Origin of the sequence: Gymnodinialimonas phycosphaerae (assembly GCF_019195455.1) — a bacterium.
Classification (GTDB): Bacteria; Pseudomonadota; Alphaproteobacteria; order Rhodobacterales; family Rhodobacteraceae; genus Gymnodinialimonas; species Gymnodinialimonas phycosphaerae.
Genome location: NZ_JAIMBW010000001.1, coordinates 1,225,286 through 1,250,718 on the forward strand (window position 1 = coordinate 1,225,286; position 25,433 = coordinate 1,250,718).

21 protein-coding genes and 1 tRNA gene are annotated in these 25,433 nt (G+C 63.4%); 8 read left to right on the plus strand and 14 right to left on the minus strand.

Annotated elements, in window-relative coordinates:
• The first annotated feature begins 11 nt into the window (after positions 1 to 11).
• Positions 12 to 1,478 (plus strand): ABC transporter permease, encoded by a 1,467-nt coding sequence (locus KUL25_RS06045; RefSeq protein ID WP_257892117.1) that lies wholly within the window; start codon positions 12 to 14, stop codon positions 1,476 to 1,478.
• Between the two features lie 77 nt (positions 1,479 to 1,555).
• On the plus strand, positions 1,556 to 3,670 hold the full coding sequence (locus KUL25_RS06050; protein ID WP_257892118.1) for a dipeptide ABC transporter ATP-binding protein: 2,115 nt from the start codon (positions 1,556 to 1,558) through the stop codon (positions 3,668 to 3,670).
• A gap of 122 nt (positions 3,671 to 3,792) precedes the next feature.
• Here KUL25_RS06050 and modC read toward each other — a convergent pair whose 3' ends face one another.
• From modC to pdxH, 8 genes are all read right to left on the minus strand, one after another.
• On the minus strand, positions 3,793 to 4,851 hold the full coding sequence (gene modC, locus KUL25_RS06055) for a molybdenum ABC transporter ATP-binding protein (RefSeq protein WP_257892119.1): 1,059 nt from the start codon (positions 4,849 to 4,851) through the stop codon (positions 3,793 to 3,795).
• Positions 4,844 to 5,545: a molybdate ABC transporter permease subunit gene (gene modB, locus KUL25_RS06060; protein ID WP_257892120.1), complete on the minus strand. Its 702-nt coding sequence runs from the start codon at positions 5,543 to 5,545 to the stop codon at positions 4,844 to 4,846. Before modB ends, modC begins: the two co-directional genes overlap by 8 nt.
• Entirely contained in the window at positions 5,542 to 6,285 is a 744-nt protein-coding gene (gene modA / locus KUL25_RS06065) for a molybdate ABC transporter substrate-binding protein (protein WP_257892121.1), read from the minus strand. The genes modB and modA overlap by 4 nt, the downstream gene beginning before the upstream one ends.
• Positions 6,286 to 6,577: 292 nt before the next feature.
• Positions 6,578 to 10,264: a vitamin B12-dependent ribonucleotide reductase gene (locus tag KUL25_RS06070; protein WP_257892122.1), complete on the minus strand. Its 3,687-nt coding sequence runs from the start codon at positions 10,262 to 10,264 to the stop codon at positions 6,578 to 6,580.
• A 592-nt stretch (positions 10,265 to 10,856) separates the two neighbouring features.
• Positions 10,857 to 10,933, minus strand: a tRNA-Pro gene (locus KUL25_RS06075).
• Between the two features lie 57 nt (positions 10,934 to 10,990).
• Positions 10,991 to 11,473, minus strand: a complete 483-nt coding sequence (locus KUL25_RS06080) for a DUF192 domain-containing protein (protein WP_257892123.1) — start codon at positions 11,471 to 11,473, stop codon at positions 10,991 to 10,993.
• Positions 11,474 to 11,534: 61 nt separating this feature from the next.
• The gene (locus KUL25_RS06085) at positions 11,535 to 12,080 is read right to left on the minus strand and encodes a cold-shock protein (protein WP_257892124.1); all 546 of its coding nucleotides are present in this window, start codon (positions 12,078 to 12,080) and stop codon (positions 11,535 to 11,537) included.
• A 126-nt stretch (positions 12,081 to 12,206) separates the two neighbouring features.
• Complete coding sequence (gene pdxH / locus KUL25_RS06090; protein WP_257892125.1) at positions 12,207 to 12,827, minus strand: pyridoxamine 5'-phosphate oxidase; 621 nt, start codon at positions 12,825 to 12,827, stop codon at positions 12,207 to 12,209.
• A 202-nt stretch (positions 12,828 to 13,029) separates the two neighbouring features.
• Between pdxH and fabI the strand changes: the two genes are divergently transcribed.
• Positions 13,030 to 13,842, plus strand: coding sequence for an enoyl-ACP reductase FabI (gene fabI, locus KUL25_RS06095; protein WP_257892126.1), 813 nt, complete (start codon positions 13,030 to 13,032; stop codon positions 13,840 to 13,842).
• Positions 13,843 to 13,845: 3 nt separating this feature from the next.
• Positions 13,846 to 14,364 carry a xanthine phosphoribosyltransferase gene (gene gpt, locus KUL25_RS06100; RefSeq protein WP_068360548.1) on the plus strand — a complete coding sequence of 173 codons (519 nt, stop codon included), beginning with the start codon at positions 13,846 to 13,848 and terminating at the stop codon, positions 14,362 to 14,364.
• A 252-nt stretch (positions 14,365 to 14,616) separates the two neighbouring features.
• On the opposite strand, the gene KUL25_RS06105 is transcribed toward gpt, so the two are convergent.
• From KUL25_RS06105 to KUL25_RS06130, 6 genes are all read right to left on the minus strand, one after another.
• Positions 14,617 to 15,459, minus strand: a complete 843-nt coding sequence (locus KUL25_RS06105; protein ID WP_257892127.1) for an abortive infection family protein — start codon at positions 15,457 to 15,459, stop codon at positions 14,617 to 14,619.
• 197 nt (positions 15,460 to 15,656) lie between these two features.
• On the minus strand, positions 15,657 to 16,211 hold the full coding sequence (locus KUL25_RS06110; RefSeq protein WP_257892128.1) for a VOC family protein: 555 nt from the start codon (positions 16,209 to 16,211) through the stop codon (positions 15,657 to 15,659).
• 113 nt (positions 16,212 to 16,324) lie between these two features.
• Complete coding sequence (locus KUL25_RS06115) at positions 16,325 to 17,653, minus strand: HlyC/CorC family transporter (RefSeq protein ID WP_257892129.1); 1,329 nt, start codon at positions 17,651 to 17,653, stop codon at positions 16,325 to 16,327.
• Positions 17,654 to 17,758: 105 nt separating this feature from the next.
• A complete protein-coding gene (locus KUL25_RS06120; RefSeq protein ID WP_257892130.1) occupies positions 17,759 to 18,673 on the minus strand; it encodes a tyrosine recombinase in 915 nt (304 codons plus the stop codon).
• A gap of 3 nt (positions 18,674 to 18,676) precedes the next feature.
• Positions 18,677 to 20,200, minus strand: a complete 1,524-nt coding sequence (locus KUL25_RS06125; protein WP_257892131.1) for a hypothetical protein — start codon at positions 20,198 to 20,200, stop codon at positions 18,677 to 18,679.
• Complete coding sequence (locus KUL25_RS06130) at positions 20,190 to 20,324, minus strand: hypothetical protein (protein WP_255359624.1); 135 nt, start codon at positions 20,322 to 20,324, stop codon at positions 20,190 to 20,192. The genes KUL25_RS06125 and KUL25_RS06130 overlap by 11 nt, the downstream gene beginning before the upstream one ends.
• 136 nt (positions 20,325 to 20,460) lie before the next feature.
• Between KUL25_RS06130 and KUL25_RS06135 the strand changes: the two genes are divergently transcribed.
• The 4 genes from KUL25_RS06135 to KUL25_RS06150 all read left to right on the plus strand — a co-directional run bounded on the left by KUL25_RS06135 (position 20,461) and on the right by KUL25_RS06150 (position 25,295).
• On the plus strand, positions 20,461 to 21,033 hold the full coding sequence (locus KUL25_RS06135) for a shikimate kinase (protein WP_257894823.1): 573 nt from the start codon (positions 20,461 to 20,463) through the stop codon (positions 21,031 to 21,033).
• On the plus strand, positions 21,030 to 22,154 hold the full coding sequence (gene aroB / locus KUL25_RS06140; RefSeq protein WP_257892132.1) for a 3-dehydroquinate synthase: 1,125 nt from the start codon (positions 21,030 to 21,032) through the stop codon (positions 22,152 to 22,154). Before KUL25_RS06135 ends, aroB begins: the two co-directional genes overlap by 4 nt.
• A 145-nt stretch (positions 22,155 to 22,299) precedes the next feature.
• A complete protein-coding gene (locus KUL25_RS06145; protein ID WP_257892133.1) occupies positions 22,300 to 24,720 on the plus strand; it encodes a GcvT family protein in 2,421 nt (806 codons plus the stop codon).
• Positions 24,717 to 25,295 (plus strand): nucleotidyltransferase family protein, encoded by a 579-nt coding sequence (locus KUL25_RS06150; RefSeq protein WP_257892134.1) that lies wholly within the window; start codon positions 24,717 to 24,719, stop codon positions 25,293 to 25,295. The genes KUL25_RS06145 and KUL25_RS06150 overlap by 4 nt, the downstream gene beginning before the upstream one ends.
• Positions 25,296 to 25,433: the final 138 nt, after the last annotated feature.

Here is a 25,433-nt window from a genome sequence, read left to right on the forward strand (position 1 = left end):
GAGCCAGCGCTATGGAACAACTGACCTGGACCGGCTCCTTCGGAGCGTTCCTCAACCCCGCGATGATTGCCGCCTTGGTGATCTTCATCGTCGGCTTCCTCGCCAACACCGTGCTGACGATCGCTGGCGTGCGCGCCGGCGAGTTGGAGTTCAACGGCGACGGCACCATGTCGCTGCGCCGCACCCCCATCGACTACGCGCTGGCGACGATGAAATACGCGGTGCTGCTGTTCGTGTTGTGCTGCATCGGCTTTATCATGGCCGGCATCGTACTGCCCACGATCGAGCAGAAAGGCATCCTTGGCGGTATGGCGCAGCGGCTTTTGCCCGTCTGGATCGCACTGATTGTGACCTTCGTGGTCTCCATCACCTTCAAGCGCCGCCTTGGCCTTTATGGCAAACTCTTCGACAGCCCCATCGGCATGGCGGGCTTCGGCCTCGTGATGTTCTGGATCTTCGCGGCGCTCTTCTCGGGCCTCTTTCCCCTTGTGCCCACCCATGGCGCCATCGACCTGATCTCATCCATGCGCAACGAGTTGCCGGGCATGCCCCTGCCCTCGCCTGAGGAAGGGGAATATCCCTACTATCTTCTGGGCGGCGATAACCTGGGCCGTGACGTGTTCAGCCGCGTGTTCTTCGGGGCGGCGGACGTTTTGTCCATTACCCCCGTCGCGACGCTGTTCGCCTTCATGGTCGGCATCACGCTTGGCCTGCCAGCGGGCTACTTCGGCGGCAAGCTGGACACCGTGCTGACCTTCATCGCCAACCTGGCCCTGGCCTTCCCGGTGATCTTGCTGTTCTTCCTGCTGGTGACGCCGGAAATCGTCGCCGCAGGCGTGCCGCAATACATGTCGATGGTGCTGTTCCTGTTCCCGATCCTGTTCCTCGTGGTGCTGTTCAACTCGCGCTATCACACCGATCCGATGCGCCGGAACATCTACGTCGGCATCGCGGCGGCGGTGGGTTTCTGGGCCTACTTCTCGCTGATCTCCAATGCCGAGGACCCCGACGCCCCGTTCCGCTTCTGGCCCGAGTTCCTTGACGGCTTCGACATCGCGGGCAACCTGCTGATCGTCTTCGTGTCGGTGGTCTTCGTGAACTCCCCCACCGTGTTCCGCATCGTGCGCGGCATCACGCTGGACGTGAAAACCCGCGACTACGTGGCGGCAGCACAAACGCGCGGCGAAGGCCCGTGGTACATCATGCTGTGGGAAATCCTGCCCAACGCGCGCGGGCCCCTGATCGTCGATTTCTGCTTGCGCATCGGCTACACCACGATCCTTCTGGGTACCTTGGGCTTCTTCGGCCTCGGCGTCTCACCGGAATCGCCTGACTGGGGATCGACCATCAACGAGGGCCGACGCCTCCTGACAATCTACCCCCACCCGGCCCTGCCGCCCGCGCTGGCGCTCATGTCGCTGGTTCTGGGCCTCAACCTGCTGGCCGACGGCCTGCGTGAAGAAAGCCTGAAAGACTGATGTAGTTATGGAAAAATTACAGCGTCACTACAGGAAAACTACGCCGCCTTTTGGCCGGACAGTTAGGGAATATTAACATGGTCGATACCATCGCAGACGACGTCAAAGCTGTCCCGGATCGCTACGACGGCCCCATTCTGGAGATCGAGAACCTCTCGATTTCCTTCTTCACCCGCCTACGCGAAATCCCCGCCGTGATGGATTTTTCCTGCAAGGTGATGCCCGGCGAAGCCATGGGTCTGGTCGGCGAATCCGGTTGCGGCAAGTCCACCGTGGCCCTTGGCGTGATGCAGGATCTGGGCGTGAACGGGCGCGTCGTCGGCGGCACGATCAAGTTCAAGGGCCGCGACCTGAACACCATGTCGCAAGAAGAACTGCGCGACCTGCGCGGCTCGGAAATCGCGATGATTTACCAGGAACCCATGGCCTCCCTGAACCCGGCCATGAAGATCGGCAAGCAGCTGATGGAAGTGCCGATGATCCATGAGGGCAAGTCCGAGAAAGAGGCCTACCAGATGGCGCTGGACGTCGTCACAGACGTGCGCCTGCCGGACCCGGAGCGGATGTTGAAAAGCTATCCCCACCAGCTTTCCGGCGGCCAGCAACAGCGCATCGTGATCGCTATGGCCTTGATGTCAAAGCCTTCTCTGCTGATCCTGGATGAGCCGACAACGGCCTTGGACGTGACCGTTGAAGCGGGCATCGTGGATCTGGTGAAGGGTCTGGGCGAGAAATACGGCACCTCCATGCTGTTCATCTCTCACAACCTCGGGCTGGTGCTGGAAACCTGTGACCGCCTTTGCGTGATGTATTCCGGCGAGGCGGTGGAAACCGGCTCTATCGAGGATGTGTTTGACGAGATGCAGCACCCGTACACGCAGGCGCTCTTCCGCTCCATCCCGCTGCCCGGCGCCGACAAGAACGCGCGCCCGCTGGTGGCGATCCCCGGCAACTTCCCCCTGCCCCATGAACGCCCGCCCGGCTGCAACTTCGGCCCCCGTTGCGATTATTTCGAAGAAGGGCGCTGCAACGTCGGCAACATCCGCATGGACAAGGTACCCGGCAACGACCGCCACGCCTCGCGCTGCGTGAAGTTCAAGGAAATCGACTGGAACGCGCCGATCACGCTGGCGGAGACCACCGAAAAAGCGCCCATCGGTGATGTGGTCCTGAAGATCGACAACCTGAAGAAATATTACGAAGTCGCAGCCAACGCGCTGTTCGGGGGCGGCTCTACCAAGGTCGTCAAAGCCAATGAAACCCTCAGTTTTGAGGCCCGCGAATCCGAGACTCTCGCCATCGTGGGCGAAAGCGGTTGCGGCAAATCCACCCTCGCCAAGGTGCTGATGGGGCTGGAGACGGCGACCGACGGCACCATCGTGATGGGCAATCAGGAAATTCAAAACACGGCGATCGAGGATCGGGACACCAAGACCGTCTCCAGCATTCAGATGGTGTTCCAGAACCCTTTCGACACGCTCAACCCCTCGATGACCGTGGGCCGCCAGATCATCCGCGCGCTAGAGGTCTTCAAGATCGGCAATTCCGACGCGGATCGCAAGAACCGGATGCTGGAACTGTTGGACCTCGTGAAGCTGCCCCGCGCCTTCGCGGATCGCATGCCGCGGCAGCTCTCGGGCGGTCAGAAACAGCGCGTCGGCATCGCGCGCGCCTTCGCCGGAGACGCGCGCATCGTGGTGGCCGATGAGCCGGTCAGCGCGCTTGACGTGTCGGTGCAGGCCGCCGTGACGGACCTGCTGATGGAGATCCAGCGCCGCGAAAAGACGACGCTTCTGTTCATCTCCCACGACCTGTCAATCGTGCGCTACCTGTCGGATCGGGTCATGGTCATGTACCTGGGCCACGTGGTGGAGCTTGGCAGCACAGAGCAGGTCTTCAGCCCCCCCTACCATCCCTATACGGAGGCGCTTTTATCCGCCGTCCCCATCGCCGATACGTCGGTTCAGAAGAAACACATCGTGCTGGAAGGGGACATTCCGTCTGCCATGAACCCGCCCTCTGGCTGCCCGTTCCAGACCCGGTGCAACTGGAAGTCCGACGTCTCCGGCAACCTCTGCGACACCGAAGTACCGCCGATGAAAACGCTGGCCGACGGGCATCAGATCAAGTGCCATCTGGCCGATGATATCCTTGCGCGGATGGAGCCGGTGATCAAAATCGCGGCGGAATGAGGGACGGCGTTGGCAGTGGATTGAGGGGCTGGCCCCTCAAACTCAACCGCCCAATTGAGGGGCCAGCCCCTCAAACTCAACTGTCCAATTGAGGGGCCAGCCCCTCAAACTCCCCGGGATATTTAAAGAACGGGGAATGAAGCAGCGACATTGCCTGCTGCGACCGCCACGGACTTCACCACCGCGTACCCCTGCCAGCCCTCAACCAACCCCATCGCGGTGGCAGAGCGGCGCGTGACGCGGGCCAGGATTAGGTCATCGCCCGCGCGGAGTTGAACGATGGTCCCCGGCCCCTCGCCGTCCCGAAGGGCGGTAAGAGTGACCGGGACAACATTCAGCGCCGATATCCCCTCGGGGCGGGTGGCGGCCAGCATCACGTCCTGCGCCTCGATCCGCACCCGGACCTCCGCACCGACGGGGCGGGCGACGTGGGGCAGCAGCAAGGTGCCCGCAGACCAGGTTAACGCCGTTAACCCATCCTCATGGTGGGCCTCGATGCGCGCCGTCACCAGGGCCCCCGCCTCCCGAACGCCAAGGACCGGGACGACATCGGGGTCCGACAGGACGTCGGCCGCCGCGCCCACACGCACCACCCGGCCCGCCTCCAGCGCCACGACCGTGGTGGCCAGCCGCGCGATCTCGGCCACGGAGTGGGAGACATAGAGTATCGGCACCCCGACCTCATCGCGCAGACGCTCGATATAGGGCAGGATCTCGGCTTTGCGGGCCTCGTCCAGAGCGGCGAGCGGCTCGTCGAGCAACAGCAGCCGCGGCTGGCTTAGCAGCGCCCGACCAATCGCCACCCGCTGCGCTTCGCCACCAGAAAGCGCACCGGGGCGGCGATCAAGCAGCGCCGCAATGCCAAGCATCTTCACCACCGCGTCCATGTCGCCGCCGCGCATCCCGTAGGCCAGGTTCGCGCGCACCGACATATGCGGAAACAGCCGCGGTTCCTGGAACACATAGCCGATACGGCGCGCAGGCACCGACAAGCCGTCAAGGCGCAGATCCCCGACGCGCACCAGGGCTTCATCTGCTTTAAGAACGCCCGCCACGGTCCTGACAACACTGGTTTTTCCAGCGCCTGAGCGACCGAACAAGGCGGTCACGCCCATCGGTGCCTCAAACGCCACATCCAGGGCGAAACCGGGGAAATCGTGCTTCACGCGGACCTCAAGCATCGCGCCCTCCGATCCGTGCAGACATGCGCCGCGCCATGACCTCGGACACGATCAGCGCCCCCATCGCGACGACCACCGACACGATCACCAGCCGCCAGGCCGCCCCCTCACCGCCGGGGACTTGCAGGAAGGCATAGATGGCGGAGGGGACGGTCCGCGTCTCGCCGGGGATGTTGGACACGAAGGTGATCGTTGCCCCGAATTCGCCCATCGCCTTGGCAAACGCCAGCACGGTTCCGGCAAGGATGCCGGGGGCCATCAGCGGCAGCGTGATGGTCACGAAGACCCGCAGGCGGGACGCGCCAAGGGTGCTGGCGGCCTCCTCCAGCTTCGGGTCCACCGCCTCCAGCGACAGGCGGATCGCGCGGACCATCAGCGGGAACGCCATGATCGCGGCAGCCAGCGCCGCGCCGGTCCAGCGGAAGGCGACGCCAAGGCCCATCGCCTCCAGCGCGCTGCCAAGGGGCGTTTGGGGCCCGAAGCTGACCAGCAACAGGTAGCCTGTGACGACGGGCGGCAAGATCAGAGGCAGATGGACGAGGCCATTGACGATGGCATGGCCGGGAAAGCGGTGGCGCGCCAAAAGGTAGGCCACCGCGATGCCGAACGGCAGCGAAAAAAGCGTCGCGGTCAGGGCCACGCGCAGCGACAGCGCCACGGCTTCCCACTCCGCCGGGCCAAGAAAGGTGCTCATTCCTCCACCAGCCCGAAACCCGCCTCGGTGAAGGCATTGCGGGCCAAAAGGCTCGCCAATGCCCCGGCGAACCGAAAGGCCGCCTCCCCGCCAGACACCGTGACGGCCACGGGGTAGCGGATCGGGGGGTGCAGCGTGTCAGGGATCTCGGCCAGGATGCGCACGCGCGGCTCCACGCCCACATCGGTGGCGTAGACGATGCCGTAGCGCGCCGCCCCCAGCGCCACCAGTTGCAAGGCGGCGCGGACGTTGTCTGTTTCAACGATGGCGGGGCGCAGGGCCTCCCATCGCCCCAATGTATCCAGCGCCGCACGGGCGTAGATGCCCGCAGGCACGACCTCGGTCAGGGCCAGAGCAAGGCGGTCGCCGGGACCGGGTCGGAGGTCCTCCAACGTGGTCTCACCCGCCTCAGAGGCATTGCCGATCAGAACCAGACTGTTGCTCAGAAGCGTGTGGCGGGTGCCGATCTGCAAGGCGCCGACACGCTCCAGATGGTCCATCCAGGCTTCATTGGCCAGCAGAACCACATCGGCGGGGGCGCCGGCCTCGATCTGCCGAGCCAGGGTCGAAGACCCACCGTAAGAGATCGTGACACTGTGGCCCGTCTCCGCCTCGAAGGCCTCGGCCACCTGGTCCAGCGGTCCGGCAAGGCTGGCGGCGGCGAAGACCAGCACGTCCTCGGCGCGCGCGGGCACGGCAAGAACGGCGCATAGAAGCCAGCTGAGAAGGACGCGACGCATGGGGGGACTATCGCGCGCCCCGCGCGCCACGGCAAGATGCGACCGCGCCTCATGTGTCACTTGAAGAACGCGCCGGAACCTTCTGTCGTACAAGAAAAAAAGGGCCCCGTGAGGGACCCCTGAGGTTCGCTGATCAGGCTCTGATATTTGACTGCCCGTCATGTTCTGCCTGCGGCCTGATCCGCGTCAGGGGTGAACGCATCCACCCCGTGTGTCAGATGCCCGGTTCTGGTGAGGACCCCGGACACCCGATGCATGGGGGCAGACCAATGGCCCGCCCCCGGTGTTTCGTTCAGCTACACCCCGACGTCCCGCCGCAGGTGTTGCACTTCATGCAGGTGCCGTTGCGCACCAGCGTGTAGTTGCCGCATTCGCCGCAAGCCTCTCCCTCGTAGCCCTGCATCTTCGCCTTGACGCGAGCGTCGATGGAGACCGCGCCGGTCGAGACGGCCGTGGTGGACGTCGCCGCCGCGATCGTGCCCGCACCGCCGCCTTTGACTTCGGGCACCAGCGTTTCCAACACGGCGACCGGATCGGCGTCACCGCTGATGCCGCCTTGCAGAACGTGCAGCTCTTGCGGGGCCCGGTTGCGCAGGTACCCGGTGGAGGCCACTTGCTTGAGCACATCGACCGCCGAGGTCGCCCGGCTGCCCGGCACTTCGGTGAAGTTGCTTACGCCCTCTTCCGCCCCGCGACCCACGGCATCGAAGGTGTCACCCGTGGGTGCCACATGGGCCAGGTCGGTGCGGTCCAGATAGGACACGGCCAACTCACGGAAGATGTAGTCGAGGATCGAGGTCGCGTTCTTGATCGTCTCATTGCCCTGCACCACGCCCGAAGGCTCGAACTTGGTGAAGGTGAAGGCGTCCACGAACTCCTCCAGCGGCACGCCGTATTGAAGGCCGACAGACACGGCGATGGCGAAGTTGTTCATCATCGCGCGGAAGCCCGCGCCTTCCTTGTGCATGTCGATGAAGATCTCGCCAAGGTTGCCGTCCTCATACTCACCGGTGCGCAGGTAGACCTTGTGGCCTCCGACGATGGCTTTCTGGGTGTAGCCCTTGCGCCGCTGGGGCATTTTCTCGCGGCCACGGGCGATTTCCTTGACGATGATCTTTTCGACCACCTTCTCGGCCAGCACCTGGGCCTTCTCGTGGGCGGTGCCGGTTTCAAGGATCTCGGCGGCCTCGTCGTCATCCTCGACCAGCGCTGCGGCCAGCGGTTGCGACAGTTTCGATCCGTCACGGTACAGCGCGTTGGCTTTCACACCCAGGGACCAGGACAGCTCATAAGCCTTCTGGCAATCCTCGATCGTGGCGTGGTTGGCCATGTTGATCGTCTTGGAAATCGCGCCCGAGATGAAGCTTTGCGCCGCCGCCATCATGTAGATGTGGCTGTCGACGGAAAGGTAGCGCTTGCCCTTCTTGCCGCAGGGGTTGGCGCAATCAAAGACCGACAGATGCTCGTCCTTCAGGAAGGGCGCGCCCTCCAGCGTCATGGTTCCGCAGACATGATCGTTGGCAGCCTCGATGTCCTTCTTCGAGAAGCCGAGGTGACGCAGCAGGTCGAAGGTGGGATCGTTCAGCTTGTCCGCAGGGATCCCCAGGGTATCGGTGCAGAAGTCCGCGCCAAGGGTCCATTGGTTGAACACGAAGCGGATATCAAACGCCTGCGGCAGCGCCTCTTCGATCTTGGCGATCTCCGCCGGACCGAAGCCGTGGCCGATCAGGGACGTATGGTTGATGCCGGGGGCCTGCCCAATGGTGCCGTGACCGACCGCGTAGGCGATGATCTCTTCGATCTGGGACGAGGAATAACCAAGCCCTTCCAGCGCCGCAGGGACGGACTGGTTGATGATCTTGAAGTAACCGCCACCGGCCAGCTTCTTGAACTTCACCAGGGCGAAGTCGGGCTCGATGCCGGTCGTGTCACAATCCATGACCAGGCCGATGGTGCCGGTGGGCGCGATCACGGTGGCCTGCGCATTGCGGTAGCCGTGCTGCTCGCCAAGGGTCAGCGCCTCGTCCCAGGCCTGCTTGGCAAGGTTGACCAGCGTTTGGTCCGGGCAATTGGCGTGATCCAGGGCGACCGGGTTCACGTTGACCTCTTCATAGCCCTCGGTCTTGCCGTAGGCCGCCGCGCGGTGGTTGCGCATCACCCGCAGCATGTGCTCGCGGTTCTTGGCGAAACCCGCGAAGGGGCCCAGTTCGGACGCGATCTCGGCCGAGGTGGCGTAGGAGACGCCGGTCATGATCGCGGTCAGCGCGCCACACAGCGCCCGCCCCTCTGCGCTGTCATAGGAGTGCCCCATGTTCATCAGCAGACCGCCGATGTTGGCGAAGCCCAGACCCAGCGTGCGGAAGTCATAGGAGCGTTGCGCGATCTCCTTGGACGGGAACTGCGCCATCATCACCGACACTTCCAGCGTCAGCGTCCAGAGGCGGCAGGCGTGCATGTAGCTTTCCGCATCGAACGCGCCGCCGGTGTAGAACGTCAGCAGGTTCATCGAGGCCAGGTTACAGGCGGTGTCGTCCAGGAACATGTATTCCGAACACGGGTTCGATCCCCGGATCGCACCATCTTCCGGGCAGGTGTGCCAGGCGTTGACCGTGTCGTGGTACTGGATGCCGGGATCGGCGCAGGCCCAGGCCGCGTGGCCGACCTTTTCCCACAAATCCCGGGCCTTGATGGTCTTGGCGACCTTGCCGTCGCGGCGGTTGAGCAGTTCCCAATCATCGTCGTTCTCGACGGCCTTCAGGAAGGCATCGGTGACGCGGATGGAGTTGTTGGAGTTCTGGCCAGAAACCGACGAATAGGCCTCCGAATCCCAATCCGTGTCGTAGGTCGGAAACTCGATCGACGTGTGACCCTGCTTGGCATAATCCAGCACGCGCTTCACGTAAGTCTCTGGGATCGCGACCTTTTTGGCTTCGCGGATCGCCTGCTTCAGGCTCTCGTTCTTGGTCGGGTCGACGGCATCTTCCAGTGTGCCGTCCCAGGTCTTGATCGCGCCGAAAATGCCGTTGAGCATCTTCTCGTGCATTTTGGAGCCGGCAACAATCGAAGCAACCTTCTGCTCCTCCAGCACCTTCCACTCGATGAAATCCTCGATATCGGGGTGATCGGCATCGACGATGACCATCTTCGCCGCGCGCCGCGTGGTGCCGCCGGACTTGATCGCGCCCGCCGCGCGGTCACCGATTTTCAGGAACCCCATCAGGCCGGAAGACTTGCCGCCGCCAGACAGCTTCTCGCCTTCGCCCCGCAGGTGGCTGAAGTTGGTGCCGGTGCCCGAGCCGTACTTGAACAGACGTGCCTCGCGCACCCACAGGTCCATGATCCCGCCGTCGTTCACCAGATCATCCTGCACGCCCTGGATGAAGCAGGCGTGGGGCTGCGGGTGCTCATAGGAAGAGGTGGATTTCGTCAGCTTGCCGGTCTTGTAGTCGACATAGTGGTGACCTTGGGCCGGGCCGTCGATGCCATAGGCCCAATGCAGGCCGGTGTTGAACCACTGCGGGCTATTGGGCGCGGCCATCTGGCGCGCCAGCATCAGCTGCATCTCATCAAGATAGGCCTGAGCGTCGGCTTCCGTGCTGAAGTAGCCGCCCTTCCAGCCCCAATAGGCCCAAGCGCCCGCGAGGCGCCGGAAGACCTGCTTGGCGGACGTTTCGCCACCATAACGCTGGTCCTCCGGCATAGCCTCCAGCGCCTTTTCGTCGGCCACGTGGCGCTGAAGGAATGTGGGTACGCCTTTTTCCTTCACGGGCTTCAACGCGGCGGGCACGCCCGCTTTGCGGAAGTATTTCTGGGCGATCACATCAGAGGCGACCTGGCTCCAGCCGGTCGGCACCTCGACATTGTCGAGCTTGAACACCACCGTGCCGTCGGGATTGCGAATCTCCGACGTGGTCGTGGTGAAAGTCTGATCCGCGTAGACGTCTGCGCCTTGCCGTGTAAATCGCCGTTCAATCTTCATGAAACTGCCTCTTGTTCTCACCAGAGCCTGTTGGCCCAATTCCCATAATCGCGGTCTGCCAGGGTCTTCTGCCCTCTAACCGTCTGTTCAATTCAGGGCACACTTTGCCCCCACGCCCACGCACATCCCTCCCGTCGGCCGCGAGGGTTGCCCGCGGTCGGCTGTAGATCTGTGCAGACGCGTCTTTTACGGAGGTATCCCTCTGTCCCCATCGGGTGGCGCTATATGTAGTGGCACCTGCTCCGACAGCCACTACCTGACGTATGGAGGCCCAATGGGTCAATCACTTTTTTGGCAAATTCGCGGGGAAAATATTCTTGCAATCACGCGCCAGATCAATGTGCCCCAAGCGACAGGCGATTCCCGAACAGGGGCGTTGGCGTTAACCTTTGAAGGGTTTTCCTTTAAACCGCGCAAGATAGCGGACGTCGCGGAAGTAAAGCCTTCACATTAACCCGACGCGGCCTTGTCTGCGGGCTGCGCGACGCGCCGGCCTACTCCTTCCACTACATATAGCATCTTTATGACAGAAAAGTCACAGGCCACACCATATGGCGGGCCGATGGCAGAATACTCTACAAGATGTTGGAAGTGGTCGGGGCGGCGAGATTCGAACTCACGACCCCCTGTACCCAAAACAGGTGCGCTACCAGACTGCGCCACGCCCCGACCGTGCGCTGCTCTTAGCGACAGACAGGCGGGGTGCGCAACCCCCTCCTGATCGCCTCAGTCGTCGCAAGGCCAAAGGGCCGTCTCTTGCGGCACGGAGGGGTGGCGCATTTCGCTGCCAGCCTCGATCCCCAGATCCTCGGCCATGCCGCCGTTGATCTCCAACACATAGACAATCTCGTCGCTGCCGCCGGGAATGGGGGTGCGATCAAGCGGCACCGCATTGGAATGGACATTCAGCACAAGGCCATTTTGATCGGCAAAGATCATATCCAGCGGGATCAGCGTATTCTCCATCCAGAAGCTGACCCGCTGGGGCCGCTCGTAGATGAACAACATGCCCGCAAGGCGCGCCATCTCTTCTACATGCATCAAGCCCTGGGCGCGCTCGCGCACGTCGTCGGCGATCTCGACCCGGAACCGCACCGTGCCCCAATCGCCCCGCAACTCCACCCGATCCGGCGCGCACCGCGCCGAGGCGGGCGCGGCGACCAATGCGCCGAGCGCCAAAGCCAGTACAATAACCAGAGTGCGTTGCATCGGCCGAGACCTCTCTTGTTCCAGTTGAGGCACAACAGCCCCGTGGAACAGGAGCCCGCGCCTATATCGTATCCCAGGTCCGCACATCCGCGGCCATTTTGCCGCGCGGACCATCGACGACCTTGATCGCCACCGCCTCGCCCGGCTGCAATTCCGTGAAGCCCGCGCGGCGCAGAACCTCGACATGGACGAACACGTCTTCGGATCTTCCGAAGACATTCGCGAAGCCAAAGCCCTTGGCCTTGTCAAACCACTTCACGCGGGCAGCGACAAGGGGCACGTCGGTCGCGTCGGGCAGGTCCGGGATGGGGCGCTCCTGGTCCTGCGTCTCTCCAAGGACCGCCTCGATGGCGATCACCTCGGTCGCCTGAAGGCCGCGCCCGGTCTCTTGGGTGCGCAACATCACGCGGGCGCCCTCGGCGATCGATCCGCGGCCGAAACTGCGCAGGACATTGGCGTGCAAAAGGATGTCCGGACCGCCCTCATCTGAGAGCACGAACCCGAAGCCCTTTGTCGTGTCGAACCACTTGACCTGACCTGCAACAGTCGGCCCAACGGCGCCTGATTCCGCGCGTCCCACCCAGCTATCTCCCGCCTCGTTAACCATGATTAATGGTGGCAAGGTTACACTCTTATACAAGGTGAAAGAGTTACGCGATTTCAGTTACTTGCAATTTCACGTTACGCGAAATTGCATATCGGCAACACTAAAGTCAGGTAACGTTCACGTAAGCTACGGGTTCAGGCGCTGAACGTCCCATGCCCCTTGCGCCCCTTCCCGACGCCAACGGAACCGGTCATGCAGGCGAAACGCGCCGTCGGCCCAGAACTCGATTTCGACCGGCGTGATGCGGATTCCGCCCCAAAATTCGGGGCGCGGTGGGTTGGGCCCTTTCTCGGCCGTGATCCGCGCCACATCCGCCATCAGCGATGTCCGCGAGCTCAGCGGTTTCGACTGGTCGGACGCCCAGGCCCCCAACCGGCTCTTGAGGGACCGGGAGGCATAGTAGGCATCGGCTTGCGGCCCCTCTTCCTTTTCGGTGATCCCCCTCACGCGGATTTGACGGCGCAGGCTCTTCCAGTGCATCACGAAGGCCGCCTTTCCGGTGGCCGCGATCTCTTGTCCCTTGGCCGAGCCATAGTTCGTGTAGAACACGAACCCGCCCTGCCCGTCGCCGTGGCACTCGATCTCCTTGAGCAGCACCATGCGCGCGTTCGGCAATCCCTCCGCATCCACCGTCGACAAGGCGATGGCGTTGGGGTCGTTAAGTTCCGAGGTCTCGGCCTCGGCCAACCATGTCTGCGCCAAGGCGAAGGGGTCGTCGCCTGCAAAAATCCCTGATCTCTCGCTCATTTCCTGCCTCCGGGTCGCTGTTGCACCTGAGCTAGCGGGCATCGCCCCTTCCGGCAAGGGCTGGCTTCTTCTTGAAGCCACCCCCTTCGAAGACCGGGCTTCTTCTTGAAGCCGTTCCCCATAACAACGGGCTTCTTCTTGAAGCCCTTGGGGGGATGGCCTACGAGAGAAGCAATCACGAATTAGCGAATGGAACACGACGATGGGTATGATGGACGGCAAGCGCGGACTGATTATGGGCCTCGCCAACGATAAATCCATCGCATGGGGGATCGCAAAGGCGGTCGCTGCGGAAGGGGCCGAACTGGCATTCTCGTATCAGGGCGACGCGCTCCTGAAGCGCGTGGGACCCTTGGCCGAGCAATTGGGATCGTCGCTGGTGATCCCCTGCGACGTGGGCGACGAGGCCTCGCTGGACGCGCTGTTCGAAAAGCTGGAGGCCGAGTGGGGCAATCTGGATTTCGTCGTCCATGCCATCGGCTTTTCCGACAAGAATGAGCTGCGCGGCCGCTACGTCGAAACCTCGCCCGCGAATTTCGAGATGACGATGAACATCTCGGTCTATTCCTTCACCGCCGTGTGCCAGCGCGCGGAAAAGATGATGAACAACGGCGGCAGCCTGCTGACGCTGACGTATTACGGTGCCGAAAAGGTCATGCCGCACTACAATGTCATGGGCGTGGCAAAGGCGGCGCTGGAGGCCTCCGTGATGTATCTGGCCGAGGATCTGGGCCGCGACGGCATCCGCGTCAATGCGATCAGCGCGGGCACGATCAAGACGCTGGCGGCCTCTGGCATCGGTGACTTCCGCTACATCCTGAAGTGGAACGAGAACAACTCGCCGCTCCGCCGCACCGTCACCCAGGACGAGGTCGGCAAATCCGCGCTCTACCTGCTCTCGGACCTGGGCTCCGCCGTCACCGGCGAGGTGCACCACGTCGACGCGGGCTACCATGTGATCGGCATGAAAAACCCCGAAGCCCCTGATATGAGCCTTGAGAAGAAGGGCGACTAAGCCATGACCACACAGCTTCCCCACGAAAAGGGCTTCCACATCTCCTGGGACCAGATCCACCGCGACAGCCGCGCGCTGGCGTGGCGGCTCGACAACAAGGGCCCCGACGATGGCGCCTGGCGCGCCGTGGTCGCGATCACCCGCGGCGGCATGGCGCCCGCGATGATCGTCGCGCGCGAGTTGGACATCCGCACCGTCGACACGATTTCCGTCGTCTCCTATCACTCCGGCGGCGGCAAGGCCGACCAACGGCGCGAGGCCCGCGTGCTGAAATCCCCCGACGCCGACGTCATGGGCGACGGCGAAGGCGTGCTGATCGTCGATGACCTGGTGGATTCGGGCAAAACGCTGGAACTCGTCCGCTCCCTCTACCCCAAAGCCCACTTCGCCACCGTCTACGCCAAACCCGAGGGCGAGCCGATGGTCGACACCTTCATCACCGGGGTGTCACAGGATACGTGGATCTTCTTCCCCTGGGATATGGCCCTGCAATACGTCGACCCCTATCGCGGGAAGGACTAGACGAGGGGCAAGATTGCGTCAGGTTTCGTTTGCCGGGACAGCTTTGTCGTTCGTAATTGTCGCGCACACCGCGCCCGAACCGAGGGGTGGGCGAGAAGCGCCCGCCCCGTGGGGGCGGTTCGGGCGCTGCCAAATCATAGATTTGGCAAGGGTGCCATAGTCTGACGGCGACAGACACAATAGTGTCTGTTCTGCGGACAAAGCCGCCGTTTGCCATCTTGACGCAAACATCCGCTTCGACACTTTTGCATTCTAGACGCTCTCCGAACACTCCAAAACATACGCTGCTAGAGTGTGTGCGGAGTGAATGACAAGCCGAGCGTGTCGCGGACGTATAGCGGCCGCCATGTGCTCTGCCTCGGTGCGACCGTGAGCGCCACTGCGCTTGTTTCTAAGATACATTGTCCCGTCCACGATGCTCCCAAGCCCAGAGGCGATTTTCTTTAAGTCTTTTGCCTCTAAGTCCTTTGGATTGATTCCAAGATCATCGCGGGTAATGCGCCACAAATCGTTGAGTGTGTCTCCGTTCTCATTGTACGCGATTGTCTTTTTGTTGAGGTACGCCTTGAACGTGGCTTCAAGCACATTGCCCGCATACTGCGCCGCTGCATTCGGATCGTCTTCGACTTGTTTCAAGGCCCGTTTCATTTCGACTTCGACGGCAGAAAGACCGCGCTGCGAAACCAATTCATCCAATGATGCAGTAGGCGTGGCGCTTGCGGTTCCGATATGTCCTCCATCGGAATAGCTCAGCCCGCAACGCGACAGAATTTTCCGTATGCGCTCCTGTCGCTGCTTCAAGATAACTGACCATTCAGGCACTTCAACACGCATCCAGTTAGCGCCGCTCGAAGGGTCCCAACCCGGATTCTCGAGAATATCCTCTAAAAGTGGGCCAAGTACTTTTATCGGTGACGGACTTTGCTTGTTAATGAGGCGCAGCCAATCGACGGTTTTTTGTACTTTATTTCCGCCGGGATTTTCTTCCGGCGCATCGGCATAGGCGAATAAGCGGTCAATATCCGCGTGCGTATAGTTGTCACTGAAAATCTCGCCGATGACGCCTATCACGGGCGACGGTATCTTTTCGTCCATAGCGCTGCCCTCATGCGGTGGACGCGCGCTCTATCCTTATTTGGTGGCTAACTTCAAGTGCCTGAAAGGTACTCCACAGGCTCCGGACTTCCCGTTTGCCTGAGCCAGGCCCTCGCAGAAAATCGCCTTAGCTGACATTAGCTGCATCGCAGACTTTGCTCATTTCGGCCTGAAACCTGCCATTCGCTGCACCCGTCTCACCCACTCAAACTCGCCCGCCTCCCACTCAACTCCTCAATCGCAATCGCCAGGTGCTTGTCCACAATCGCCTCGTCCCCTGCCGCCACCCGCACCTTGTGGGCCGCCATCAGCACATCCGCGTGGGTGTGTCCCGCAGGCGGCTCGAAGCGGTAGGAGGCCAGCTCGATCAGCATGCCGCACGGGTCACGGAAATAGATCGAGTTCATGAACCCCCGGTCCTTCTCGCCAGAATGCGCGATCCCCCGCGCGTCGAGGCGTTCGACCAACTGGCTGTACATCGACTGGCTGACCGAAAACGCCACGTGGTGCATCTGCCCCACCTCTTGTGCCGCCGCCTCGCCCGTGGGTTTGCGCGCCTCGTTGGTGAAGATGGTAATCAACCGCCCGTCGCCGGGATCGAAGTAGAGGTGCCCCTGGTCAGGGTCGTCCAGATTGGGCTGCTCGAAGATGAACGGCATCCCCAGAACCCCCTCCCAGAAATCAATCGAGGTCTGACGGTCCGCCCCCACCATCGTGATGTGGTGCAGGCCTTGCGATTGGAGTTTGTGCATGTCGGCTCCTTGGTCAGTGCATGGGCCCTCGCATCACCGCGCACACACCCGTTAACACTTTTATCACTATATTTCAGTCACTTAACCCCCTGCTCAAGCTTGAGCAGCCTGCATCACAGCCGCCGGATCTTCAGTTTCGTCAGGCGGTTCTGCTCCCGCTCCGCCACTTCAAACCGGAACCCGTGGAAGGCAAAACATTGCCCCGGCAGCGGGATCGTCTGGGCCTCGTGGATCACCAGGCCCGCGACCGTATTGGCCTCGTCATCGGGCAGGGTCCAGTCCGTGGCGCGGTTGAGATCGCGGATCGTCATGGCCCCGTCGATGGTGTAATTCCCCGCCGCATCGGTCCTCAGGACAGGCGCATCGGGCGTGTCGAATTCATCGGTGATCTCGCCCACGATCTCTTCCAGGATATCCTCCAGCGTGATCAACCCGCCAAGGGCGCCGTATTCATCCACGACCAGCGCAAAATGCGTGTGGCGGCGCAGGAACTGGCGCATCTGATCGTCGAGAGTGGTGGTTTCGGGCACAAAGTACGGCTCCATCGCCACATCGGCGATGTCGAACCCGGCCAGCCCCGGCGCATTGTCGCCGCGCGTCAGGCGATCGATGGCGCGCAACAGGTCCTTGGCGTGGACAACGCCCACGATGTTCTCGGAATCCTCGCGAAACACCGGCAGGCGTGTGTGGGGCGATTGCAGGGCCTGGCTAAGGATTTCCTCGGGGTCGGCGTCCGCATCGATCATCTCGATGCCCGAGCGGTGGAGCATGATCTCTTCCACCGTACGCTCATGCAGATCGAGCGCGCCCAGAAGGCGGTCCCGCTGCTCTTTCTCGACCGAGCCCTCCTGGTGGCCAATCGTCAAGGCGCCCATGATTTCCTCATGGACAGACAGCATGTTCGCGCCTGCGTCGATGCGCAGGCCAAAAAGGCGCAGCACGCCGCGCACCAGCAGGCGGACGATGGCGACCACGGGGGCCATGAGGCCGATGATGAACCCGATGGGCCGCGCGATGCGCGCGGCCGACACCTCAGGGTTGTTGATCGCATAAGTCTTGGGCAGCACCTCTGCAAAGATCAGAACCAGCGCGGTCATCACGAGGGTCGCGGCCACGATGGCCCCCTCTCCCAACAGCGTCGAGAACAGCGCCGTGGCCAGCGAGGTCGCCAGAATGTTCACCAGGTTGTTGCCCAGAAGGATGCCGCCGATCAGACGCTCGTTGTCCTCCTTCAACTCCAGCGCGCGTTCCGCGCCCTTGCCCCCCCACTCGCCCTTGTCGGCAATGGAGCGCAGCTTGCCGCGAGACGCCGCCGTCAGGGCCGTCTCGGAGCCCGAGAAGAAGCCCGAGCACACAAGCAGAAGGAAGATCACGCCGGCGATGATCCAGGTGGTGGGATCTTGCAGCGCGGCGGGATCGAAGAAGGGGGTGTCGTTTTCCATGGGGTGGTTATGGGGCCGGACGCGCGTCCATTCAAGGCGGCGTGCGTGCCGCAGATCGTGGGATTGAGTTTTTCTGGCAAGATGAAAGGGACGGCCCCCGTAGCGCTAGCGCGCGAGGGGGTGCTTATCGAGGACCAGTTGGCGCAGGCGCTCGTCGAGGATGTGGGTATAGATCTCGGTCGTGGCGATATCGGCATGGCCCAGAAGCGTCTGGATCGCGCGCAAATCAGCACCGTTCTGCAAGAGGTGCGTGGCGAAGGCGTGGCGCAGCGTGTGGGGCGTGACGCGGGCCGGATCGATGCCTGCCGTGACGCAAAGTTCCTTGATCAGTGTGAAGAACCGCACACGCGTGAGGTGCCCGGACTTGCCCCGTGAGGGGAAAGCGAAGGGGCTTTGGGGTTCTTCCTGGGTCTTGTCCAAATGCGCCAGCCAATCGATGATCGCGGCCCGCGCGGGCGGAGACAGGGGCACCATACGCTCTTTCCCGCCTTTGCCGAGGACGAGCAGCATGTTCGGATCACCGCGCAACGCCGAGACGGGGAGCGAGACCAGCTCCGTCACCCGCAGGCCCGTGGCATAAAGGATTTGCATCAGACAATGGTTGCGAAGACGCTCGGTCGGGTTGCGCCCGTGGGTTGCAGCCGCTGCCAGCAGGGCGTCGACCTCTTCGACGGAAAGCGTGGCGGGCAGTTTGCGCACCCGCGCAGGCCCGGTGATCTGTAGCGTCGGGTTGTCGGCACGCCAGCCTTCTTCATGAGCGAAGCGGAACAGTTGTTTCAACGACGAAAGCCGCCGGGCGCGGGTCGCGGGCGCAAGCCCCTCCGCCTCCAGGCTTGCGATATAGCCCTCCAGCGCCGCGCGGTCGGCCCCCGCAAAGCCGCCGCCCTTGGCCAGGGCCGCCATGGCGTCCCGCAGGTCGCGCCCATAGGCCAGCAAGGTGTTGCGCGCCGCGCCCTGTTCGGCGGCGGCGGCATCGAGGTAGAGCGCGATCCAGTCGGTATCGGTGGCGGGCGCGTTCACGGCCTAGCGCTCCAGAAGCAACAGTTGCAGGGCAGTGCGGCGGGCGACGTCCTCCAACCCGACCGAACGGAAGAGGACAAGCGCATCGGTCAGATCATCGGCATCCCCGGTTCCCCGCGCCAGCACTTGGGCGGCCCGCAAAAGCGCCTCTCCAAGGCGGTTCTCAGCCACGTAGGGGCTGTAGCGATGGGCCGGAAGGGGATCGGTGAAAGCACCGGCAATGGCGCGGTGGATCGGGTCATTGCCCGTATGCTCGACGGCCAGGCCGCGGGCGACGGCGAAAGCAAAACGCTCGGCTTCGTCCTGGGCGATAGCGGTTTGGGCCACCTCTTCGTAGATCGGCGACAAAAGGCCCACGCGCCGCGCAAGAATGCCCGCATCGCCCACCAGGGGCGTGCGCAGAAGGCGATCCGCGTAGATATCGGCGAAAGCGACTTGCAATCCAGCCTCGGCCATGGCGTCCCAGGCGGGCACCAGACGGCGGCTGGTTTCGACCGGATCGCCCGCCAAAAGGGCCGCGTCAAAGGCCTGAACCGCCTCAACCCGATCCCATACCGCCCCCGACGCCGAGGGGGCCTGGGCCGTGTAGATCGCCAGCCATTGCTGTGGTGCGATGGCGCCGGACCGGGTCAGCCGTTCGGCCGCGTCCAATTGCGCGCGCCAGCCCGCCAGCACGCTGAGGTCCGCGTGCACGAAGGCCAGCGGCAGCCCGGTGGCGTCAGGCCGCTCCGCGATGGCCATGCGCATCTGAAATTCCAACGCCGTCAGGTTCGTGTCGGGCGGCAGGGGCGGTTCCCCCTCGAACAATTCCGGGTCCAGGAAGCGGGCGATCAGATCGCCTTCGCCCTCGGTAATCTGGCCAAGGGCCTCTCCGGTATCCAGAAGCAGCACGGCGGCAGACCAGTCGCCGCCCCGCGCAAGGCAGAAGATCTGGGCGGGCAGCGTTGGCGCGATATCGGGGTTGGCGTTCATCGTGGCGCAGGCCCGGTTGGCGCGGTCGGTCAGCAACGAGACATCGAACCACCGGCGGAAGATGGCGGGGTCCGAGGGCCCTGCCCGCTCCATCAGCGCCTGCGCCGGATCAAGCGCGCCGCGCGTCAGCAACATGTCCAGGCGCGCGAGGAACAGGTCAGACCCTTCAGGCGGCGCGCCTTGGGGGGGATTCAACTCGGCCAGCGCCAGGGTCTGGGTGAAACTCTGCATCGCGGGCAGGCCCTGAACCGGCTGCGCGCGCATCAGCGCGGCAAGGGTTTGGGTGTCTGATGCGCCCCAAAGATCTGGCGGCAACCCGGTGATCGAGGCTGGCAGCAACCCCACCGCATCCAACTGGATCGCGTCCAGCGGCAACACCGTGATCGCGGGCGTAGAGGCATCGGTGGCGATATTGGCATGGGGCCGCGTGACCGTGTCCGACAGCCAATCGGGTGTGCCCAGGGGGGGCAAGCCGCTGGTGTCGATGTCCTGCGCCAGTGCCGCGCCGCCCAACAGGCAGCCCACCACGCAAAGGGTAACGCCGTTAGTCCACATCCAGATCAACCGGTTGCGTCACAGTTTGCACGTCGGGCTGCAAAAACCCGGAGTACGCATAGCCCACCAGCGCCACAGCGCCCAAGAGCAGCAAAACCAGCACCAAAAGTATGAGCCGCCCCATCGTCTCGCCCCCTGCTCCTTTGCAAAATGTCCGCCCGCACCCGCGCGCGACACCATCGGCGTTTGCCGCCGCTTGAGAGTTCATATAAGCCATGGACGGCGAGATTTCGCCACTGATCGGGGGATTTTTTTCAGCCATGGGCGAAAGCGCGCCACAGGAGTCGTCCAGACTGGCCAAAAGCGTTGTGCTGATTGGCATGATGGGCGCAGGAAAGACGGCGATCGGCCGCGCTTTGTCGACCACACTTGGGGTGCCGATGCGCGACTCGGACACCGAAATCGTGCAATCCGCGCGGCTTACCATCGCCGAGATCTTCGAACGCTACGGCGAGCCGTTCTTTCGCGAGAAAGAGGGGCAAGTGATCGCGCGCCTTCTTGACGGCCCGCCCTGCATCCTGTCCACCGGCGGCGGCGCGTGGTTGTCAGAAGAAAACCGCAAGATGCTTCTGTCGCGCGCCAGCGTGGTCTGGCTGGAGGCCGACCTGGCGCTGCTGTGGTCGCGGGTGAAACACAAGACCCACCGCCCGCTTCTGCGCACCGATGACCCTCGCGCCACCTTGGCCGAACTGCTGGAGGAGCGCACGCCTTCCTACGCACTCGCCCCCGCCAAAGTCACCGTGAAACCGGAATGGTCGATCGACCTCACCGCCGCGCAGGTGATGGACGTCTTGCGCCAGAATGGTACCCTATCAGAGGCCCCCGCCCGATGACGTCTTCCCCGATCGATACCGTCCATGTCGACCTTGGCGACCGCGCTTATGATGTCGAAATCGGCGCGGGCCTGCTGGCAATGGCGGGCGCGCGCATCGCCCCGCTTCTGGCCCGCCCCAAAGTCTGGATCGTGACCGAGGAAACCGTCGCCACCCTGCACCTTGGGACCTTGCGCGCGGGTCTGGGCGCCGCCGACATTGCGTCCGAAGTCTTGATCCTGCCGCCCGGTGAGGCCACGAAATCCTGGCCGCACCTGCAACGCGTCGCCGATTGGCTCTTGTCTGAACGGGTCGAACGCGCTGACATTGTCGTCGCATTTGGGGGTGGCGTGATCGGTGATCTTGTGGGCTTTGCCGCCGCGATCCACCGCCGGGGCATTCGTTTCGTGCAGATCCCCACCTCGCTTCTGGCCCAGGTCGACAGTTCTGTCGGCGGCAAGACCGGCATCAACGCGGCCCAGGGCAAGAACCTGATCGGTGCGTTTCACCAACCCTCGCGCGTGCTGGCCGATGTCGATGTCCTCGGCACGCTCAAGCCGCGCGATTTCCTTGCGGGTTACGGCGAAGTCGCCAAATACGGGATGCTCGGCGATGCGGATTTCTTTGCCTGGCTGGAGGTCAACGGCCCCGCCATGGCGGCGGGCGACGACGCGCTCCGGCAAGAGGCCGTGCGCCGATCGGTCCAGATGAAAGCCGACATCGTCATGCGCGACGAGACCGAGCAAGGCTGTCGCGCGCTCCTGAACCTCGGCCACACCTTCTGCCACGCGTTGGAGGCCGCCACCGGCTACTCGGACCGCTTGCTGCACGGGGAAGGCGTCGCCATCGGCTGCGCCCTGGCGTTCGAGCTGTCGTCACGCCTGGGCCTTTGCGCGCAGGAAGACCCAAGCCGTGTGCGCGCCCATCTGGCCGCCATAGGAACCAAGCGCGACCTTAGCGATATCCCCGGAGACCTCCCCGACGCGCGTGCGCTCCTGTCCCTGATGGGGCAAGACAAAAAGGTCGTCGCGGGCCAACTTCGCTTCATCCTTGCCCGCGGGATCGGCGACGCCTTCGTCACTGCCGACGTGCCCACGAAGGCCGTCGAGACCCTGCTGCAAGACGCTCTCGCCGCCCGTTAACGCCCCGGCCCCTTCCCCGTTCTTCAAATATCCCCGCCGGAGGCTCCGACACCGGCCACAGGCGCGACGCCCGAATGTCGCTTTCCGGCTTGCCCACCGGCGCGCCCCGGCCTCACATGGGAAAAACCACGACAGGAGGCAGCCCATGAAATCCCACACCCGTGTCTGTATCATCGGCGGCGGCGTCGTCGGCTGTTCCGTCGCCTATCACCTGACGAAACTGGGCTGGTCCGATGTCACGCTGCTGGAACGCTCCGAGTTGACGTCGGGGTCCACCTGGCACGCGGCGGGCGGGTTTCACACCCTCAACGGCGACACCAATATGGCCGCCCTCCAAGGCTACACGATCCGCCTCTACCGCGAATTGGAAGAGCTGACCGGCATGTCCTGTGGCCTGCACCACGTGGGTGGCGTGACATTGGCGGACACGCCAGAGCGGCTCGATATGCTGAAAGCCGAGCGCGCCAAGCACCGTTTCATGGGGCTGGAGACCGAGATTATCGGCCCTGATGACATCGCCAAGCTGGCCCCAATCACCAATACCGACGGCATCCTCGGGGGCCTCTACGACCCCCTCGACGGCCACCTTGACCCTTCTGGAACGACCTATGCATATGCCAAGGCCGCGCGCATGGGCGGGACGGAAATTCACCTGCATACCAAGGTGTTGCAGACCAACGCTCGTGTGGATGGATCGTGGGAGATCGTCACCGACAAGGGCACGATCATCGCCGAGCATCTGGTGAACGCCGCGGGCCTCTGGGCACGCGAAGTGGCGGCGATGGCCGGCTGCTACCTGCCCCTGCATCCGATGGAGCATCAGTACCTCGTCACCGAGGACACGCCCGAGATCTACGAGCGCGACACAGAGCACCCCCATGTGATGGACCCGGCGGGCGAATCCTATCTGCGGCAAGAAGGGCGCGGGCTGTGCATCGGCTTCTACGAGAAGACCTGCCGCCCCTGGGCCGTGGACGGCACCCCGTGGGACTTCGGCCACGAATTGCTGCCCGATGACTTCGACAAGATCGAGGACTCCATCGCTTTCGCTTTCCGCCGCTTCCCGGTGCTGGAACGCGCAGGCGTCAAATCCGTCATCCACGGCCCCTTTACCTTCGCGCCCGATGGCAACCCCCTGGTGGGTCCCGTGCCGGGCCTGCGCAACTACTGGTCGGCCTGCGGCGTGATGGCGGGCTTCAGCCAGGGCGGCGGCGTCGGCCTGTCGCTGGCCCAGTGGATGATCGAGGGCGAAGCCGAGCGGGACGTGATGGCCATGGACGTGGCGCGCTTCGGGCGGATCCTCACGCCAGCCTATACGTTGCCAAAGGTGGTGGAGAATTATCAGACACGGTTTTCCGTGGTCTACCCCAATGAAGAGCTTCCCGCCGCCCGCCCCTTCCGCACGACGCCGATGTATGACGTCTTCGATCAGATGGGCGCGGTCTGGGGCCAGCAATACGGGCTGGAGGTGCCGAATTACTTCGCCGAACCCGGCGAGCCCCGCTACGAGACACCGTCGTTCCGCCGCTCGAACGCTTGGGACGCCACCGCCCGCGAAGTCCGCGCGGTGCGCGAGGCGGTGGGCATCAACGAAGTGCAGAACTTCGGCAAATACGACGTGCAAGGCCCCGGCGCGCGGGCGTGGTTGGACCGGATCATGGCAGGCCGCATCCCCAACCCGGGCCGTCTGTCGCTGACACCCATGCTGTCGCCCAAAGGCAAGATCATCGGCGACTTTACGGTCACGTGCCTGTCAAAGACGCACTTCCAACTGACCGGATCCTACGGCGCGCAGGACTACCATATGCGCTGGTTCATGGCCAATCCGCCCGACGACGCGGGTGGGGACGTGACCCTCGATAACGTCTCGGATCGCCGCACCGGCTTCCAGATCGCCGGCCCCCGCGCGCGGGAGGTGTTGCAGGCCGTCGTCCGCGAGGACGTGAGCGACATGAAGTTCATGGACGCGCGCCAACTTGGCATCGGATATGCCACCGCCTTCGTGCAGCGGGTCAGCTACACCGGCGATCTGGGCTATGAGATCTATGTCGACGCGATGGAACAACGGGCGCTGTGGGATGTGCTGTGGAAGGCCGGAGAGCCGCTGGGAATGCGGCCCTTCGGGATGCGGGCGATGATGTCGCTCAGGCTGGATAAATTCTTCGGGTCGTGGATGCGAGAGTTCTCGCCAGACTATACGCCCGCCGAGACGGGGCTTGATCGTTTCATCGCCTGGAAGAAGAACGTGGACTTCATCGGGTGCGCCGCCGTGGAAGCAGAACGAACCAATGCGCCCAAACGCACCCTCGCCGCGTTCATCGTGGACGCGGATGACGCCGATGTCGTGGCCTACGAGCCGATCTGGATCGACGGCCAAGTGCAGGGCTTCTGCACCTCTGGTGGCTATTCGCACACCGCCCAGAAATCCGTGGCCCTCGGGTTTGTTCCCAGGGATCACGCAGTTGACGGGCTGGAGGTCGAGATCGAGATCCTGGGCCACATGCGCCCGGCCCGCCTGGTCACGGAACCGCTGTTCGACTTTGAGCACGCGCGGATGCGCGGATGAGGGGCCTGATCGTCCTGCTCGCCGCAGGCACATCAAGCCGTATGCGCGGCGCAGACAAGTTGCTGGAGTCGGTGGACGATCAGCCGCTTCTCCGGCTCATGGCCAAGCGCTGCGTGAAAGCTGGACCGACGCGGATCGTCCTTGGTCCGGACCAACCCAACCGACGCGCGGCGCTGGACGGCATCGACGTTGAGATCGTCGAAGCCGAGGGCACCGACGGTATGGCCGCCTCCCTTCGGGCGGGCGTCAGCGGATTGAAGAACCAAAGCGTCATGATCGCCTTGGCCGATATGCCCGAAATCACGGCAAGTGATTTGCATCTGCTTTTCAGCCTGCACGACCAGGGCCTCTCGCCGATCATCCAGGCGGCGGGCGAAGACGGCACTCCGGGACAACCCGTTGTTTTCGCGCCGAAATACCTCAAGCACCTTGGCAAGCTGCAAGGCGACGAAGGGGCGCGGTCGATCCTGAAGGCCCATGCCCGTGATGTTGCGCTGATCCCGTTGAAGGGTGATCGCGCCACCACGGACCTTGATACGCCCGAGGATTGGGCGACATGGCGGGCACACAGTTAGCGTCATGCGACGCGTGCCAACCCTTTCCAAAGCCCTGAAATGTAAAACGGACGACCTCAGCCCCCTGAGGTCGTCCGCAAAACTCATCACGCGACAAATCGTCTACTCGTTAAAGATCAACGCGATCACTCGTGACGC

Bases quoted from the DNA above. Each gene is read 5' to 3' on its own strand.
- KUL25_RS06045 (WP_257892117.1), top strand. From the start codon at position 12: ATGGAACAACTGACCTGGACCGGCTCCTTCGGAGCGTTCCTCAACCCC.
- KUL25_RS06050 (WP_257892118.1), top strand. From the start codon at position 1,556: ATGGTCGATACCATCGCAGACGACGTCAAAGCTGTCCCGGATCGCTAC.
- modC (WP_257892119.1), bottom strand. From the start codon at position 4,851: ATGCTTGAGGTCCGCGTGAAGCACGATTTCCCCGGTTTCGCCCTGGAT.
- modB (WP_257892120.1), bottom strand. From the start codon at position 5,545: ATGAGCACCTTTCTTGGCCCGGCGGAGTGGGAAGCCGTGGCGCTGTCG.
- modA (WP_257892121.1), bottom strand. From the start codon at position 6,285: ATGCGTCGCGTCCTTCTCAGCTGGCTTCTATGCGCCGTTCTTGCCGTG.
- KUL25_RS06070 (WP_257892122.1), bottom strand. From the start codon at position 10,264: ATGAAGATTGAACGGCGATTTACACGGCAAGGCGCAGACGTCTACGCG.
- KUL25_RS06080 (WP_257892123.1), bottom strand. From the start codon at position 11,473: ATGCAACGCACTCTGGTTATTGTACTGGCTTTGGCGCTCGGCGCATTG.
- KUL25_RS06085 (WP_257892124.1), bottom strand. From the start codon at position 12,080: ATGGTTAACGAGGCGGGAGATAGCTGGGTGGGACGCGCGGAATCAGGC.
- pdxH (WP_257892125.1), bottom strand. From the start codon at position 12,827: ATGAGCGAGAGATCAGGGATTTTTGCAGGCGACGACCCCTTCGCCTTG.
- fabI (WP_257892126.1), top strand. From the start codon at position 13,030: ATGGGTATGATGGACGGCAAGCGCGGACTGATTATGGGCCTCGCCAAC.
- gpt (WP_068360548.1), top strand. From the start codon at position 13,846: ATGACCACACAGCTTCCCCACGAAAAGGGCTTCCACATCTCCTGGGAC.
- KUL25_RS06105 (WP_257892127.1), bottom strand. From the start codon at position 15,459: ATGGACGAAAAGATACCGTCGCCCGTGATAGGCGTCATCGGCGAGATT.
- KUL25_RS06110 (WP_257892128.1), bottom strand. From the start codon at position 16,211: ATGCACAAACTCCAATCGCAAGGCCTGCACCACATCACGATGGTGGGG.
- KUL25_RS06115 (WP_257892129.1), bottom strand. From the start codon at position 17,653: ATGGAAAACGACACCCCCTTCTTCGATCCCGCCGCGCTGCAAGATCCC.
- KUL25_RS06125 (WP_257892131.1), bottom strand. From the start codon at position 20,200: ATGTGGACTAACGGCGTTACCCTTTGCGTGGTGGGCTGCCTGTTGGGC.
- KUL25_RS06130 (WP_255359624.1), bottom strand. From the start codon at position 20,324: ATGGGGCGGCTCATACTTTTGGTGCTGGTTTTGCTGCTCTTGGGCGCT.
- KUL25_RS06135 (WP_257894823.1), top strand. From the start codon at position 20,461: ATGGGCGAAAGCGCGCCACAGGAGTCGTCCAGACTGGCCAAAAGCGTT.
- aroB (WP_257892132.1), top strand. From the start codon at position 21,030: ATGACGTCTTCCCCGATCGATACCGTCCATGTCGACCTTGGCGACCGC.
- KUL25_RS06145 (WP_257892133.1), top strand. From the start codon at position 22,300: ATGAAATCCCACACCCGTGTCTGTATCATCGGCGGCGGCGTCGTCGGC.
- KUL25_RS06150 (WP_257892134.1), top strand. From the start codon at position 24,717: ATGAGGGGCCTGATCGTCCTGCTCGCCGCAGGCACATCAAGCCGTATG.